The organism is Marinomonas phycocola, from assembly GCF_047525455.1.
Classification (GTDB): domain Bacteria; phylum Pseudomonadota; class Gammaproteobacteria; order Pseudomonadales; family Marinomonadaceae; genus Marinomonas.
Genome location: NZ_JBLIXL010000009.1, coordinates 72,187 through 87,406, shown reverse-complemented (window position 1 = coordinate 87,406; position 15,220 = coordinate 72,187). Strand labels below are relative to the sequence as shown.

General features: G+C 41.4%; 15 protein-coding genes. 5 read left to right on the top strand and 10 right to left on the bottom strand.

Features of this window, described 5'->3' with window-relative positions; translation table 11 throughout:
* Positions 1 to 64: 64 nt before the first annotated feature.
* Positions 65 to 937, top strand: coding sequence for an Hsp33 family molecular chaperone HslO (gene hslO / locus ACMUMJ_RS08840; RefSeq protein ID WP_414678464.1), 873 nt, complete (start codon positions 65 to 67; stop codon positions 935 to 937).
* Positions 938 to 958: 21 nt separating this feature from the next.
* Here the strand turns inward: hslO and ACMUMJ_RS08835 are convergent, their stop codons facing one another.
* The gene (locus ACMUMJ_RS08835; RefSeq protein ID WP_414678463.1) at positions 959 to 1,366 is read right to left on the bottom strand and encodes a CBS domain-containing protein; all 408 of its coding nucleotides are present in this window, start codon (positions 1,364 to 1,366) and stop codon (positions 959 to 961) included.
* Between the two features lie 507 nt (positions 1,367 to 1,873).
* On the opposite strand from ACMUMJ_RS08835, the gene mqo reads away from it, so the two are divergent.
* The 3 genes from mqo (at position 1,874) to ACMUMJ_RS08820 (ending at position 4,631) form a co-directional block, all read left to right on the top strand.
* The gene (gene mqo, locus ACMUMJ_RS08830; protein WP_414678462.1) at positions 1,874 to 3,355 is read left to right on the top strand and encodes a malate dehydrogenase (quinone); all 1,482 of its coding nucleotides are present in this window, start codon (positions 1,874 to 1,876) and stop codon (positions 3,353 to 3,355) included.
* 100 nt (positions 3,356 to 3,455) lie between these two features.
* A complete protein-coding gene (locus ACMUMJ_RS08825) occupies positions 3,456 to 3,716 on the top strand; it encodes a hypothetical protein (RefSeq protein ID WP_414678461.1) in 261 nt (86 codons plus the stop codon).
* A 174-nt stretch (positions 3,717 to 3,890) separates the two neighbouring features.
* Positions 3,891 to 4,631 (top strand): FKBP-type peptidyl-prolyl cis-trans isomerase, encoded by a 741-nt coding sequence (locus ACMUMJ_RS08820; protein WP_414678460.1) that lies wholly within the window; start codon positions 3,891 to 3,893, stop codon positions 4,629 to 4,631.
* 89 nt (positions 4,632 to 4,720) lie between these two features.
* Here ACMUMJ_RS08820 and ACMUMJ_RS08815 read toward each other — a convergent pair whose 3' ends face one another.
* The 9 genes from ACMUMJ_RS08815 to ACMUMJ_RS08775 all read right to left on the bottom strand — a co-directional run bounded on the left by ACMUMJ_RS08815 (position 4,721) and on the right by ACMUMJ_RS08775 (position 13,918).
* Positions 4,721 to 5,668, bottom strand: a complete 948-nt coding sequence (locus tag ACMUMJ_RS08815; protein ID WP_414678459.1) for an aldo/keto reductase — start codon at positions 5,666 to 5,668, stop codon at positions 4,721 to 4,723.
* Positions 5,669 to 5,694: 26 nt separating this feature from the next.
* On the bottom strand, positions 5,695 to 6,591 hold the full coding sequence (locus tag ACMUMJ_RS08810; protein WP_414678458.1) for an amidohydrolase family protein: 897 nt from the start codon (positions 6,589 to 6,591) through the stop codon (positions 5,695 to 5,697).
* Between the two features lie 28 nt (positions 6,592 to 6,619).
* Positions 6,620 to 6,961: an L-rhamnose mutarotase gene (locus ACMUMJ_RS08805; RefSeq protein ID WP_414678457.1), complete on the bottom strand. Its 342-nt coding sequence runs from the start codon at positions 6,959 to 6,961 to the stop codon at positions 6,620 to 6,622.
* A 65-nt stretch (positions 6,962 to 7,026) separates the two neighbouring features.
* Positions 7,027 to 8,682 carry a UxaA family hydrolase gene (locus ACMUMJ_RS08800; RefSeq protein WP_414678456.1) on the bottom strand — a complete coding sequence of 552 codons (1,656 nt, stop codon included), beginning with the start codon at positions 8,680 to 8,682 and terminating at the stop codon, positions 7,027 to 7,029.
* Positions 8,683 to 9,891, bottom strand: coding sequence for a mannitol dehydrogenase family protein (locus tag ACMUMJ_RS08795; RefSeq protein WP_414678455.1), 1,209 nt, complete (start codon positions 9,889 to 9,891; stop codon positions 8,683 to 8,685).
* Between the two features lie 2 nt (positions 9,892 to 9,893).
* On the bottom strand, positions 9,894 to 10,904 hold the full coding sequence (locus tag ACMUMJ_RS08790; RefSeq protein ID WP_414678525.1) for a zinc-binding alcohol dehydrogenase family protein: 1,011 nt from the start codon (positions 10,902 to 10,904) through the stop codon (positions 9,894 to 9,896).
* Between the two features lie 54 nt (positions 10,905 to 10,958).
* Positions 10,959 to 11,975 carry an ABC transporter permease gene (locus ACMUMJ_RS08785; protein WP_414678454.1) on the bottom strand — a complete coding sequence of 339 codons (1,017 nt, stop codon included), beginning with the start codon at positions 11,973 to 11,975 and terminating at the stop codon, positions 10,959 to 10,961.
* Positions 11,976 to 12,068: 93 nt separating this feature from the next.
* A complete protein-coding gene (locus tag ACMUMJ_RS08780) occupies positions 12,069 to 13,061 on the bottom strand; it encodes an ABC transporter substrate-binding protein (protein ID WP_414678452.1) in 993 nt (330 codons plus the stop codon).
* A gap of 101 nt (positions 13,062 to 13,162) precedes the next feature.
* Positions 13,163 to 13,918: an ATP-binding cassette domain-containing protein gene (locus ACMUMJ_RS08775; protein WP_414678451.1), complete on the bottom strand. Its 756-nt coding sequence runs from the start codon at positions 13,916 to 13,918 to the stop codon at positions 13,163 to 13,165.
* A 401-nt stretch (positions 13,919 to 14,319) separates the two neighbouring features.
* Between ACMUMJ_RS08775 and ACMUMJ_RS08770 the strand changes: the two genes are divergently transcribed.
* A complete protein-coding gene (locus ACMUMJ_RS08770; protein WP_414678450.1) occupies positions 14,320 to 15,216 on the top strand; it encodes a GntR family transcriptional regulator in 897 nt (298 codons plus the stop codon).
* The last annotated feature ends 4 nt before the right edge of the window (positions 15,217 to 15,220 follow it).

The following is a 15,220-nucleotide window of genomic DNA, read 5'->3' as shown; positions in this document are numbered from 1 at the left end:
ATGCGCCCTATTATCCTTTGCAGAAAACTCATTATTTAAACGCACATAAGTGTAAGGTGACCCAGTGAACGAAATTCAACGCTTTTCATTTGATAATACAAATGTTCGTGGTGAACGCGTAATTTTAACCGACGCTTATCAAGATATTATCAAGCGTAAAAACTACCCACTTTCAATCGAAAAGCTGCTCGGCGAATTTGTTGCAGCCATTGCTCTCCTTCGAGACATTGTGAAAATTGATGGTGTTTTATCCATGCAGGCAAAAGGTAATGGATTCTTAGAAACTATCATGGCCGAGTGCGATGAATTGCAAAATTTACGTGGTATTGCACAATGGGACGAAACGCAATCGGTTCCAAACGAAATAGACTTACAAGACGCGTTAAAAGACGGCTACTTAGTTATCACTATTACTCCTAAAAACGGTTCACGCTATCAGGGTATCGTGGAATTAGTAGGATCAACACTTAGTGAATGCATTGCTCAGTATTTTTTACAATCAGAGCAATTACCAAGCCGTGTATGGTTAGCCTGTGATGGCACAGCGTGCGGTGGACTATTCCTACAAAGTTTACCAGAGGGACAAGATCAAGACAGTAACGAGAATGAAGATAAAGATGCATGGACACGTATCACACATCTTGCTTCTACCGTGAAACAAGAGGAATTATTAACCTTGCAAACTGAAGCGCTTCTTCACCGCCTATATCACGAAGAAGTGGTTCTCTTGTACTCTCCAAAAGAAATGCAGTTTGGTTGTTCTTGTTCGCGCCAACGCACATTAGAAGCAATGGCATCCATCAATGCAGACGAACTACGCGAAATACTCATTGAGCAAGGCTCTATTAGTACAACGTGTGCATTTTGTGCGGAAACCTACGATTTTACTGAAAATGAGCTCAGTGTCATTTTAGGTGACCAAGCTCATACCCATTGAAAGTACTTACATTATAAATAGCTAAAGATTGAACTTGGCGTGTTTTATTAAATCACGCCAAGTCACAATCCCTTTCAGGTTAGATTCTTTATCGACCACTAAAACACAAGAAATATCGACACTTTGTAACCATGCTAATACCACATCGACAGAATCATCTGGCGTAACACAAATAGGCTGTCTGGTCATAATTTGATGAGCGACTTTGTTAACAGAATCTAGATCCCTTTGCATCTCCCCCGCCGTACCAAAAAAAGGACTTAAGACTCTAAGCAAATCTCGGTCAGAAATAATACCCATTACGTCTTCACCATCAAGAACAGGTAAATGGTGAATTTTATGTGTTTCCATTAAGTTTCGAATGTCTGAGAACGATGTATCCATCGTCACCGTTACCACAGAATCCGTCATTAAATTCACTACTCTCATTTTCCTTCTCCTATTCATCGAGCTTTTCTTTTCAACAAATCAATGTAACTTATACATTCATTGATCAAGAGGCCATTGGAAATCATCTAATCTTTGAATCCAGCAAGTTATAACTATCCCACATCAAATATCCAATTAAGTATTTAAAAACAAAAAGTTAAATAAAAAATATTTTATCTCTATTTATACCTTCATTAACCTCTATATAACGAACATGAATCATTCAAATCATCGTAACCATCAAGACATTTTAAAAAAAATACGTATAATCATACTAATTCGATCCGTTTTTTATGAGACCATTCTTGTACGGTTAAAAAATGTGCTGAACCTCATTATTTTAGAACACTTTGTTTTAAATATGACATTCACCACAACATAAAAATCTGAAAAGAGACATTTGTTGTTGAGTGATCAATTAGAGGATTCTCTTTGATTGAAACAGAGGCCAAAAGCCCTACAACAAATGCGACTTGAACTACATTAGCTTTAACATGGCGAGCCCCTATGACCTCAAATTCAGTTGATATTTTGCTAGTTGGGGGCGGTGCGATGAGCACTACCCTAGGAATGATACTTACTCAACTTGACCCAACATTAACTATTACTATAGTAGAACGTTTGGATCAAATAGCTCAAGAAAGTACAAATGGCTGGAATAACGCCGGTACGGGACACGCAGCCTATTGCGAATTAAACTATACGTCAACTAAACCCGATGGCAGCATCGATACAAGCAAAGCAGTCGACATTAATGCGTCTTTCGAAGTCAGTTTACAATACTGGTCTTATTTAGTTGAAAACAACATTCTTCCAGAACCTTCTGAGTTTATTAACCAAGTCCCTCACCAAAGCTTTGTTTGGGGTGAAAAAAACGTTGCCGACTTAAAAGCACGCTACCAAGCAATGAGTGCGTTACCCGCTTTTCGCGAAATGGAATACACAGAAGACAGAGACACTCTGGCGCAGTGGATGCCTTTAATCATGCAAAATAGAGGGGATAATGAGCCACTCGCGGCAACCCGAATTCAACACGGTTCCGATGTAAACTTCGGTGCCATTGCCCGTAATATGGCAAATCATTTAATTAAGCAACAAAATGTCGACATTCAGCTCAGCACTTCTGTCACCGACATCACAAAAAACAAAGATGGCTCTTGGGCTGTAGAAGTGGCTAACAAAAAAGGCAAAAAACAAACAACCAACGCTAAGTTTATTTTCTTAGGCGCTGGAGGCGGTGCCCTGCCCTTGTTGCAAATGTCAGGCATTGAAGAAGGCAATGGCTACGGTGGGTTTCCGGTAAGCGGGCAATGGTTGGTCTGCGACAGGCCTGACGTAGTCGATAAACATTTTGCCAAAGTCTATGGTGCAGCACCTATTGGCGCGCCACCAATGTCTGTCCCGCATTTAGACACGCGCATCATTGACGGTAAAAAAGTCCTATTGTTCGGTCCTTTTGCAGGCTTTACCACTAAGTTCCTAAAAAATGGCTCGGTAATGGATTTACCTTTAAGTGTCCGACTGAGTAACTTAAAACCCATGTTATCCGTGGGCAAAAACAATATGGATCTCACTCGGTACCTGATCGGTGAGGTCATGCAGTCTCATAAAGACAGAGTTGAATCATTACGTAACTTCTATCCAGATGCACAAGACAAGGATTGGAAGCTAGCTTACGCAGGTCAACGCGTTCAGATCATTAAAGAAGGAGAACAAGGCGGTGGAAAACTGGAGTTTGGCACCGAAGCCATTGTTTCAAAAGACGGATCTTTAGCTGCATTATTAGGAGCTTCTCCTGGTGCATCTACAACGGTCAACACCATGATTGATATCTTACAGCGCAGTTTTCCAGAACGTGTTGCATCAGATGGGTGGCAAACTAAATTAAAAGAAATGGTCCCCTCCTACGGCCAATCACTCGTAGAGAATACGGATTTACTTTTAGAAGTTAGGCAGCGCACATTAAAAACACTTAAATTGGCGCCTTAGTATTCTATAAGCCACTAAAACGAATTATACCAACCGCTCTTCTTATTCAACAAACAAACGGAGGAAGGGTTAGTTCTATAAACTAACCCACCAATTTATTATGTCTCTTTCATTTGCAGAAAGATCAGATCAATTATGTGGCCAACTACATACTCTCGAACATCAAACCGACGATCAAGACCAACTGTTTTATTGCGCATACTTACTGGGGTTGCTCGGTGTTCACGGTGGCCTTGATGGAATGGGCGCAGCTGAGTTTGATCAACACTTTAAAGAAGAACTTCAAGAGACTTTAGAGCGAGAGGCGGTTTCTGAAACAGACCAAAAGAATATTCTCTCTCTATTAGAAAGTCTTCTTTAACATATTGATTTAACATATTTTCACTCATACTTATCATTGTAATGATTGCGTAAAACGACTTGATTCATCTACGACACAATGAGACAAAACCAGCATTGGTTTTTGTCTGTTGTCTGTGTTAAAAATGGAAAACAAACACTTTTATTGCTCCTTATTAATTATTGGAATTGAATCATGAAAAAAACATTTATTGCGGCTTTAATGCTATCAACGACAACTTTGGCTTTTGCGGACAGCGATCATGACGCGCCAACACTTGAAAGCAAAGAGCAACGCTTAGGATACAGTGTTGGTTCTATGTTCGGCGGACGTATGGGTCAAGATTTTACAGATTTAGACCTTGAAACCTTTATTAAAGGTTTTAAAGATGCCTACGCTGGCAAGCAATTATCCATGACGGAAGAAGAAATTGAGGCATCTATCCAAGCCTTCCAACAGGAAAAAATTGCCGAGGCACAACGTGAGCAAGAAAAACTAGCAGCCGAAGCCGCTGAGAAAAACGCGTCATGGTTTGCTGAGTTAGATAAAACTGATGGCGTCATGAAAACGGAATCTGGCCTAATGTACAAAGCCATCACGACTAGTGAAGGCAAATCACCAATAGAAACAGATACTGTAAAAGTAAATTATGAAGGCTCTCTTGTAGACGGTACCGTATTTGATAGCTCTTATGAACGTGGCGAGCCAATTAGCTTCCCATTAAACCAAGTTATCCCGGGTTGGACTGAAGGTCTACAATTAATGACAGTCGGTTCAAAATACGAACTGTATATTCCAGCAGACCTTGCTTATGGTCCTGGCGGTACAGGCCCAATCCCACCAAACTCTCCTTTGAAATTCGTTGTTGAGCTATTAGATATCGAAACAGCCGCAACAGAAGAAGAGCCTATGGAAGATGAAGAAGCAGCTAAGTAATTAATTACTTAACCCTCAAAATAACAGCTCAAAAAAAAGCCGAATCATGTGCATTCGGTTTTTTTATATTCACAATTTATTTTCTATCACTAAAACGGCTTGTCTTGATTTTCAACTTTCCCTGATGCCCAAACAGTTTGCAAACACCCCTCAAAAACTAGCCTTATTGACTGTACCAAATTATCGTTTATTGGTTCATTAATCCAATTAATGTTATTCAACAGATTCGTAGGATTCGCCGTACCCACTAACGTCGAACTAATCGATGGGTGTTGCACTGCAAACTGCATGGCCAACTGAGTAATATCCACACCCTCTCGAGCACATAAAGCCTCAGCGGCATTACAACAGGCAATTAATTCTGGAGACGCTGGGTGCCAGTCTGGCCCACCACGTTTGGTTAACAACCCCATAGCAGTTGGTGACGCATTGATAATACCAACACCTTTCTCGCCTAATAAAGGCAATAACTGAGTCAAAGAATCATCATGCAATGCATAACGGCAATAGCTCAAAATGCAATCAATATCACACTGCTCAACAATGCGTTTAAAACTTTCTAATGGGTAACCCGTCACACCAAAGTAACGAATTTTCCCCTCTTGCTTTAGCCTTTCTAAATACGGCAAAGATTCATGAATAACCTGCTCTAAATCAACAAATTCAATGTCATGCAGCAAGAATATATCCAACTCATCAACACCCAGTCGCTGTAGACTTTCTTCTAGACTACGTTGAATACGCGTTGGAGACATATCGAAATCACTAAAGTCTGGGCCATATCGGCCCGCTTTGGTCGAAAGTATGTATTTGTCTCTGCTCACTCCTTTTAAGGCTTTCCCTAGAACCGCCTCTGCCTTTGTTAAGCCATAATACGGAGAGCAATCGATGTAGTTAATTCCCTGATCCAACGCCGTATGAACCGTACGAATGCCTATTGATTCCTCTATATCTTTAAAGACACTGCCTAAAGGCGAAGCACCGTAACCTAATACTGAAAGATGTAAGTCCGTTGTGCCTAATTGCTTATACTGCATTCGTTATCTCACTTCATATATTGATACTACAGAGAATAAAATTGGCTTGCATTACGCCCCATAATATTCACTTTGTGTTCTGGGAATCGTGCATTCACGAAAGATTCAACAAGGTCGATGACGTCACTGTAACGACCCGCCACCTGACAGACAGGCCAATCCGAACCAAACATCACTCGTTCAGGCCCAAAACAATCCATGACTTTTTCCAAATAAGGCCATAATTGCTCTGGCGTCCAAGTTTGCCATTCTGCTTCGGTCACCATTCCTGATAACTTGCAATGGACATGATCGAACTGAGACAAAACCTCCATATTTGAACACCAGGCTTCCCACGCGACATTATACGGGTCCACAGCTTTACTTTGTGCGGAACCTTTTTTGGCTTCAGATAAAGCACAACTAATCACGGGTTTCGCGATATGATCAATAACCAGAGGCATAACAGGTAAGGCTTCAACAAACTTAATCACTTCTGGAAGCTGATGCTGCACGACTAAAATATCGTAGCAATACCCTCTCGATGCAATTTCTTTAATGCCTGCGATAAAATCACTGCTTAGCATAAAGTTAGGATCAAGCTCTCCTTGTAAAACATGCCGAAACCCCTTTAAACTGGGGTATTCAGATAACAAATCAAGCTGATAAAGTAATGCTTGCGAGCGTAAATCAACCCAGCCCACTACCCCTTTAATCCATGGGTGCTGTTTCGCTAATGATAATAACCACAAGGTTTCCTCAAGCGTTTGCCTTGCTTGTACAGCAAGGCAACCTGATATTTTTTGGGCGTCTAATTCCGGTTTTAAATCTACAGGTAAAAAGTCTTTTTGCAATAACGACATAGAAGCATCAATCCAATCGTACTCCTCTCGACTGTAATGCCAAAAATGCTGATGCGCATCGATTCTTAGATCTGAATTCATAACCATTCCCTATATCAGGTACGTCGTCTTATTTTTGCTCCGATAAATCAAAGCAACAAGACATCTGAATCCACTTTTTCTCCGCTGGATAGCCAACGAGTCTTTGTTGATAGGTATCCATTAGCTTCTCCCACTCTTGCGATTTAGGATCACTGGCCAAATAAATTTGGGCTTCAGCCTCATCGTACTCATCCGTTGTTGTCATCTGCATAAACATACGCGAGCCTAAACGGAAAATCTTCATATCCAAAATACCAACATGACGAATGGCCTCTAGTACTTCTGGCCACACTTCACGATGATACGCTTCGTATTCTGCAATAAGTTTGGAATCATCTTTTAAATCCAGTGCCAGAGCAAAATGCTTCATACCGACTTAACCTCAATTTCTTAATACTTGTTTTATGACCTACTTTTAACATGATCAAAAGGGCACTAAAGGGAAACACCGCGCTTCCATGGTATAAAATCGTCTTGCTCTAGTCGTCGTGACTTCACTAAATAATCACCTGAAGCTGCTGCAATGCACAAATCCAATAACTCATTACTGAGTTCTTCTAAACCTCGCTCCCCAGTAACAATTGGACCAGCGTTAAAATCAATAATGTCATGCATTTTTTCGGCAACAGCCGTATTACTCGATATTTTCATTACAGGTACGATAGGGTTGCCCGTTGGTGTACCAAGGCCTGTCGAGAATAAAACCAAATTTGCTCCTGACCCAACCAACGCCGTAGTGGATTCCACATCATTTCCCGGAGTACACAGTAAATTTAATCCTGCTCGTGTTACTACTTCGGTATAGTCTAAGACATCCTCCACCGGTGCAGCTCCACCTTTTAACGCAGCACCTGCTGATTTCATTGCATCGGTAATTAAGCCGTCACGGATGTTACCAGGGGAAGGATTCATATCGAATGTCGCCCCTACCGCTAATGCATGAGCTTCATAAGCTTTCATCAATTGGGAAAAACGGATTCTTAATTCTGGACGTGTGCAACGATTCAGTATGTTCTGCTCAACGCCGCACAATTCTGGAAACTCCCCTAAAATAGACGCTCCCCCAAGTGCCACCACTTTATCCACAACACGCCCAATTAAAGGGTTCGCAGACAACCCAGAAAAACCATCAGAGCCACCGCATTCAACCCCAATTTTTAATGCCGACAGAGGCACGTCTTCACGAACAGCTTTATTGGCGTCGATTAAACCTTTAAATGTGCTTTTAATGGCCGCATCAAGCATTCTTTTTTCTTGACCATACGCTTGCTGCTCATACCATTGCACTGGCGTGACACCATCAGGATCCAGCTTTGTTAATTCTGATTGCAACAGAGACATTTGCGCATTCTGACAGCCCAAACTAAGTATCGTCGCTCCAGCGACATTTGGGTGATGAATGTACCCCGCTAACAACTTACAAAATGACAGAGCATCCTCGCGAGTACCGCCACAACCCGCCGTGTGTGTAAGAAATTTAACCCCATCAACATTAGGAAAAATCGGCGGTTTATCTAACTCAATAGTCTCTTCACCAACGCCGATAACATCGTCATTTTTCTCTAACAAATCACCGTTTTGATATTGAGAAACCAAACCGCGTGCTAGATCAATATGGTGGGTTTCATTGCGATACCCTAATGCATCTTGCAGGGCAATTTTCATACGCTCAATGTTTCTATTTTGACAAAAAACCAGAGGTACAACGATCCAATAATTCGCAGTCCCTATCCGTCCATCTTGTCGTTTAACGCCTTTAAAGGTCTTACCTTCCCATGGAGAAACATCCGGTTTTTTCCATTCATAGGAATCAACATCCTGACCATAAGACTGGCTGCTGTGCCGGGTGTTCTCTACGGTCAACACCCTGCCTTTTGCTATAGGGTGAATGACTTCACCGACCGTAATACCATACTGAATGACCGCGTCTCCAACCGAAAAACCCCGAATGGCAAACTTATGCTTCGCTTTCACTTTTTCAGCCATGACATAAGACTCACCGTCCAATACAATAACTTCACCTTTTTGAAAATCTTGCAATGCAACAATAACATTATCATCAGGATGAATTCTAAGCAGTTGATGCGCCATTCATTTGTTCCCCATTAACTGATTCTGTGACGGTGATAACTGATTACGAGACAAACACGCCTCCAAATGAGTAAGAGATACGTTAGGGAGAAGTTGCTTACCTTTTTTAATAATTGGCATAATTCGACGTTCAATCTTTGCGACATGATTCTGTTCAATATCTTGTAAACGATGCTTTAAAAAAGGGTTTAGAAAACGCTCTCGGACAGTATCAACATAAGCCGTAACATCTTCATTTAAATCCATCGCCAGTAATACAGGTATCACTTCGTCAGTCAGTACGGTTTCAAAAGCGACCCTTAGTATTGGGTTTTCCATCGCTTCAAAAACCGTATTGACTTGCGCTATTTCATCGTTCAAACGCCCATCTGCCTTTAACTTCCTCCATGTATCGACTATAAAAGTATGCGATAAATTCAAAACACCTAACTTTAAAAATTCTGCATCTTCTAAGTTTTCTAGCACTCGAATCGCCTTATGCTTGCAAGGCAATACTAAATTAGGCTGATTTTCAATCGCCCACAACGCATAAGGCTCCGCTACCGCGCCGATCGGATCTATTGACTCTGAGACAATACGATCAACTAAAGAATTTACCCACAGGCACTGATTCTGTAGCCACTCTAAAAATGCATCCGATAGAGACCATTGTTTAGCAAGTTCCAGCACTAAGTTCTTTATTACATCCCCATTATTCACCACCAGTTCACAGGGCATGATGGTGACAGGAATAGCATTTACCTCAAAACGAGCACTTAACAACACCAAAAGCTTTGCAGGGAAACTCTTTGGTGGCGTTAACTGAAGATGGTCATCCTCTTCTAATACATAACCTTGATCCGCGGTATTCGACACAACGTGTGTCACACGCTGACAGAATACTGTCACAATGTCGTCCCATTCGTTATCTGCCTGAAACCCCGTTTCAATACTGTCTATATAGCGGGTCTCATCGACAATTTCACCGCCTTGTATTCCCTGTATTTTTACTGGGTAAGCAGACGCTTTTTTAAACGCTGCAAGACGCTGCTTACCAGATGAACTACTAGAGGTTTGAACAATAACAACTTTACTTTTTGAATGCCCTTGAGCAAGCGATTCACCAACAAAAAAGTCCACATGCGCTTGTAAAAAGCGACTCGTACCAAACTGCATGATAACGCTTTTATTTGAGTGAACCGCCTGCATTAGATTTACCTCATCACTCATGATTAGACCTCAATCAGTGCTTTAATCACACCACTTTCCGATTTACTCCATTCAGGCAGTAAAGTTGGTAGATCCAACAAGGCACCTCGGTGAGTAATCATGGATTCAGCAATAACAGAACCATTACGTAAACACGAGACCACATGAGCAAAATCCTCATGAGTAGCATTACGACTTCCCATTAATGTCATTTCTCGCTTATGGAATTCAGGATCTGAAAACGAAATGTCAGACTTAACAACGCTCACTAATACATAACGCCCACCATGAGCCACCCATTTAAATCCGGCTTCCATGGCTTTTGGGTTTCCGGTTGCATCAAATACCGTCAATATAAATTCATTATTGGTTAACTCTGCAAGTGCTTCAGTTGCACCTTCTCCTGCCTGTACCACAGCATCCAATTTCAAGGTATTTTTGCAAAAATCCAAACGCTCTTGATTCGTGTCCATCACAATGACACGAGCGCCTTTTTCTTTAGCGAATTGAGCAATTCCCATGCCTATCGGACCAGCACCGACAACCAACACATCAGTATCCACCTTTATCTCTGAGCGACGAACCGCATGAGCACCAATGGCCAAGCATTCCACAACGGCTAATTGATCCAATGGAATGCCATCGGTTTTGATAACATATTCTGCGGGAACTTGTAAGTACTCACACATGCCACCGTCTACATGAACACCTAACACCTGAATATTTGAACAGCAATTGCTTTTAGCATTTCGACAAGCGATACACTGGCCGCAAGACATATAAGGAACAATGTATACTTCCTGTCCAACTTCCAAATTGACACCTTCGCCGATGGAATCAATCACACCCGATAACTCATGACCCAGCACTCTAGGGTATTGGAAAAATGGCTGATTCCCTCCAAATGCATGAATGTCTGTGCCACACACCCCAATACGCTTTATCTTCACTATAACCTGTCCAGCTCGATCCTGAGGGCGCTCAATATCACGCACTTCCATCTCTCCGGGTTGCGTACACACAACGGATTTCATCACAAAACTCTCCTAAAAATCAGACATCACATAACGTACAGCAGTATAAAAGCTCTAAACACCCAATTTACGGCGTTTTTGAACGTTATCGATATAAACAACAATGGCAATCAAGACTCCGGCTGCAACCATTTGCCAGAAAGGATCAACACCTAATAAATTAGCGCCATTTGCAATAGTGACAAACAAGAGAGCACCGATAAATGTCCCTACAATAGAGCCCCTACCACCAAATAAACTCGCACCACCAACAACAGCCGCTGCAATGGCATTCAATTCATACGCCATGGCCGCCGTCGGTGTTCCCACACTCAAACGCGATACCAATAATATCCCCGCTAACGCAGCCAATCCGGCACTTAAGGTATACGCAATAAACGTCATTTTACTAATGTTAATACCCACTCGACTGGCAGACTCTTGATTGCTTCCCATTGCAATTAAATAGCGCCCTGTTCGAGTTTTTGTTAAAACAAAATGGAGAATCAAACCAATGATAGCCATGGTCCAAAATAACGTTGGTATGCCTAAAAACTCTCCACGAGCAAATGCACTGAACGCACGCGGTAAACCCGATACACTCATGCCATCACTGACTAATAACGCACCACCTCGATACGCTTGCAAACCAGCCAGAGTCACAATAAACGCGGGAATACCCAAGCGAAAAATAGCAAAGGCATTAAAGAATCCAATGACAATACCCAAACCCAGAGCGCCAGCAACTGCCAACCAAATAGGCAAGCCCAAAACCAATAGTTTCGCAACGACAACACCGGCCAACGCTGCTACAGAACCCACGGATAAATCAATGCCAGCGATCAAAATGGTAAACAGCACACCAAATGCAATGATTCCTGAGATCGATACTTGGCGCATAATGTTTAGAATATTGCCTTCCGTTAAAAAATACGGAGAAGCAAAAGCAAGCATAACCCACAGCAATGCGGTTAACAGGACAACAAAGGTTTCAACTGGCACACCTTTATGCTTAATTCTTTGAGACAATTTATCAATAACAGACCCATTCACATCTTGATCTTTTAATTCACTCAATTGCGGTACAGACATAACCCCTCCAATAATTTTATTCACTCCGAATAAGTCGAGAAAGGGGAGGGAATAGGGCAAAAAACTCTCCCCTCTCACTTATCTCAAATAAAATTAATCACCAACAAAAGAATCCAATTCACGCTTTTTAGGATCTAATAAACCAGCGAATTTAGACTCTTTGTAATTACTAGGAGTAACGACCATAACGCCCGTATCAATTTCTTTTGGTAAACGCGCACCATTACCCGCCGCTGCGGCAAACCACACGCCGGCATAACCCATCATGTAAGGATCTTGAACAACTAAACCGTCAATAATATTGTCTTTCAATAAGCTCACTTCTTGCTCGTCCGCATCAAATGCAATCAAACAAGGCTTATTTCCCCCACGTTCATCCAATGCAGCACCCGCACCGACCCCCATGATGGCATTATCTGCGAATAAACCCGCTAGATCTGGTGTACGGCTTAGGATATCCAATGTATTTGTTAGGCCTTGTGCCATATCGTTGTTACCAATGCGGTTATCAACCACTTTAATGCCTGGGTACGCTTTTATACCGTCAAGAAAACCATTATCACGAGAAGTCAGCGATTCAACACCCGCTAATGACGTCAGATAAGCCACTTTGCCTTCTGCTTTACCTGTTTTGTCTTTGATGCATTGAGCAAGCGCTTCTGCGCCTTTTTGACCACCAACATAGTTGTTAGTTGAAAGGAAAGATGCATAGGCATTTGTGCCAACTGCTGAGTCAATTAGAATAACGGGGATACCCGCCTCAGTCGCAGCTTCAACCACACCAGATAATGGGTCTGTCGCTGTTGGAGCCAAAACAATCGCTGTTGGCTGGCGAGTAATGGTGTTTTCCACGATGGCGATTTGCTCCGCAATATCAGATTCAGCCGCCGCACCCAGTTCTTCAATGCGAACGCCTGCGTCTTTAGCCGCTTCTCGTGCACCTAAAAAAACAGTCTGCCAATATTCTGAGGTTGTCGCTTTCACAATCACAGGGACATAAGACTCAGCGGCTGTTGCTGACATAGAGGTGGCCACCATGCTCATGACTAACGCAGCTGATGCTAAAATGGGGGTAAACTTTTTCATAATTACTCTCTTATTTTTGTTATCGAATCTAAAAAATATTCTAACAGATTGAATGCATTGCCTAAGAGGCCAAGCTGAACCAGCATTGGTCTGCTTTTACGCTATGCAACTTTGGTTTCAGAAAAGCCAGTCATGTACTTAATTAGCTCTTCTTGGGTTGTGTCTTCAGAACGAGTGACATACACCACTTGACCTTGAAACATCACCGCAACTCGATCGGCCACATCTAAGATTTCTACTAAGTTATGACCAACATAAATGACGCCAACGCCTTCACTTGCAAGTAACTTGGACAGTTTCACCACATTATCTCGTTCCATCACAGCTAAAGCAGCCGTTGGTTCGTCTAAAATAACCACTTTAGCTTGCCAATATAAAGCACGAGCAATGGCAACCGCTTGGCGCTGTCCACCAGACAAGCCAGCAACGTTAGGTGCTTTAGAAGGAATATGACTTTCAATACGATTAATCAGATTCTCTGTTTCTTGTAAGATTTTCTGATTATCAATAGTAGGGAATACACCAAACACTTTCTTAATCGGCTCACGCCCTAGAAAAATGTTTGCACCAACAGACAACTCGTTAGCTAAAGCAAGATCTTGATAAACGGTTTCAATACCTGCTTCTCGTCCTTCTTTTGGTGATTCAAAATCCACTTTTGAACCGTTTAGGAAGATCCCGCCCTGATCTTGATGATACACACCTGCAATGTGTTTAATTAAGGTGGATTTACCCGCACCATTATCACCAACAACAGCCAACACTTCCCCTTTATGCAAGGTTAGATTCACACCACACAATACATCAACTGGGCCGAAACTCTTGCGCAGGTTTTTAATTTCTAACAAATCATTCATTAAACAACCTCACACTTATTTTTATTATTTGTTGTATTTTTATGCAGAAGCTAAAATCAGATTATGGTTATTATAAATAAAAATCAATTGTTTTTTATTTATAATAACCCAAAATAAAAACCACATTTACTGACATTATTTACTTAAATGCGTTTATTATTGAAAAATAACAAATAAATCAAAGAACCTGCGCGTTCCAATACGCATTCTAGACTAAGCTATATGAGACTTTTGCACGAAGTCATTAGCGATGATAAGACGAGGCAAAAACAGACGGAAAAGCAGAGTTTATGAGTTATAAATGAGCATTTTGAGTCTATGTTTAACAAAGCATTAACAAGCGTAGTAGTCATACAAAGGCTTCTGTATGTTAGTATTCCAAAAAAACATGAGGTAGGGTTGTGAGCAGGAAGAACTTTCTTTTTCAAAGAGCCGTCAATGCTTTATTCGATATTATTAGAAACGAGTATCAGTTAGGAGACATTCTCCCTACCGACTTAGCCATTGCAAATAGACTTGAGGTCAGCCGCTCTACAGCACGAAAAACAGTGGAGTATTTAATCGAAAAAGGATTTATTGAAAAATCTGGCTCTCAGAAAACACTGTCAGAAATCCCACAGGCCAGCCATTATTTTGACACGAGCCAACAAAGCACATCTAAAGACAAACAAGTTGAAGAGCATTTCTTAGATTTGATTTTAAATGGGAAAATCAAACCCGGTGATCGATTTTCTGAACTGGAGTTGGCCAGACAGTCTAACTGCAACACAATCACAGTCAGGGAATTTCTAATTCGTTTTTCACGTTTTGGGCTTATCGAAAAAAACCCTCGTTCTCAATGGCAAATGAAAAATTTTGATGAGCCTTTTGTTGACGAACTGCATGAAATCCGCCATTTATTTGAAATGCACTCTTTATCAAAATTCATGCAACTGGAAGAGTCGAACAGACATTGGGTTCAGCTTGAAGCGCTGCTTCTCGAACATCAAAAACTGGCTCCCCATATGGAAGAAAGATTCGATGAATTTCCAAAATTAGACCGAAAGTTCCACACACTGATGCAATCGGCCCATCCAAATCAGTTTGTGAGTCAATTTTATGACATTATCAGCTTTGTTTTTCACTATCATTATCAATGGGATAAAAACTCAGAAAAAGACAGAAACACTGTCGCAGTACAAGAACACATCGATATTATTAGCAAGATGTTAATGAAAGATTACCGAGGAGCAACACGCGCCTTAGAAAAGCACTTGGAAACAGCTAAGCGAAGTTTGAAAAATACAGCGATACTTTAAACAT